Here is a 1,303-nt window from a genome sequence, read left to right as displayed (position 1 = left end):
GTCGCTGCCTCCTAGGGAAGAGTGAGCGTCAGCCTGCTTTTGGTCCGGATGTATCGCGAAAAATAGAGTCTGGGTCAGAAAATTTTGACCCTTACTTTTCCGGCAAGGAGTCTGGTCAGGATCGCGTCCGGAAATGGTCCGGACAGCTCAGGAAGAGGGTTGGATACGCTGGCTTTTCAAGCCCCATAAACGACGAAACCCCTGTCGCACAAGGCTTCAGGGGTTTCGAAATTTGGAGCGGGTAACGAGGCTCGAACTCGTGACCTCGACCTTGGCAAGGTCGCGCTCTACCAACTGAGCTACACCCGCATGGCGAAACCGGCACTGTTTCCAGTCAGGCTTCGCTGTGGGCGCGGATTCTAGGGCCGCGCCCACGACCTGTCAACAGCAGGCCTCAGCGCTTCTTGTCCTCCAGCTGCCGGGCCAGCTGCTCGATCACGCGCGTCAGCTGGTCCATGCGCTGGCTCAGCGACTCGATATCCTTCTGGCTGGGAATGCCCAGCCGGCTGAGCGCGCTGCTCAGGCGGTCATCAATGACCCGCTCGACCTTCTCGCGGGTGTCGGAAGCCTTCCCGATCACCCTGTCCTTGATCTCGCCCGCCGTGTTGTCCGCCAGGTCACGGGTCTTGCTTTCCAGCTCCTCGCCGACCTTGACCAGGTTGTCGAACAGCTTGCCGCCCTCCTCCTCGGCGCGCGAGAAGGCGCCGAGGCCGGCCAGCCAGATCTGCTGCGTGTACTTGCGCAGGTCCTTGCTGGGAGACAGCTTGAGGCGGCCGCGCGGACCATCCTTCAGTTCATCATTCATGGCTTCACTCTCTTCAGTACAGCAACGCTCCGGCATGCGCCGGGAAAACCCGTCCGTCTCGACCCGCCGATTGTCGCACCGGCTCAGGGCATCTGCACGAACATCAGCAACAGGCCGCCGGCCGCGCCGCCCAGCGCCGCGCACAACAACGCCGGAAACCGGGTGCCGCGCTTCAGCAGCGGACGCAGCAATGCCTGCAGTCCGGCACTGTCCAGGGCGTGCAACCGCACCCGCACCATGTCGTGAATGATGCCAGATCGCTCCTGGCTGAAGCGAGGATCAGCCAGCGAATCCAGCGCCGAGGCCACCAGCTGGTCGGCCAGGCGCTGCTTGAGCTCGACATAGCCCTCGGCGCCCATGGCCACCTGCAAGGTGGTGCGCATGGAGCCGGAGTCCAGCAGCAGGCGCATGTGGCGCTTGATGATGGCGCGCGTGCGGTGCGCCTGCGGCCCCGACAGCACCTCGCGCATCAGGATGTCGAGATTGATCACCTCCTGC

The 1,303-nt window shown here is 63.4% G+C and carries 2 protein-coding genes and 1 tRNA gene; all 3 read right to left on the bottom strand.

Annotated elements, in window-relative coordinates:
* Positions 1-233: 233 nt before the first annotated feature.
* A tRNA-Gly gene (locus C5O18_RS09675) sits at positions 234-309 on the bottom strand.
* A gap of 85 nt (positions 310-394) precedes the next feature.
* The gene (locus tag C5O18_RS09670) at positions 395-805 is read right to left on the bottom strand and encodes a phasin family protein (RefSeq protein WP_105193417.1); all 411 of its coding nucleotides are present in this window, start codon (positions 803-805) and stop codon (positions 395-397) included.
* Between the two features lie 83 nt (positions 806-888).
* A partial coding sequence (locus C5O18_RS10590) for a hypothetical protein (protein WP_206389851.1) occupies positions 889-1,303 on the bottom strand: 415 nt, incomplete at its 5' end.

It is taken from the genome of Amnimonas aquatica, assembly GCF_002943415.1.
Classification (GTDB): Bacteria; Pseudomonadota; Gammaproteobacteria; order Pseudomonadales; family Moraxellaceae; genus Perlucidibaca; species Perlucidibaca aquatica_A.
This window is presented reverse-complemented; position numbering and strand designations above follow the sequence as displayed.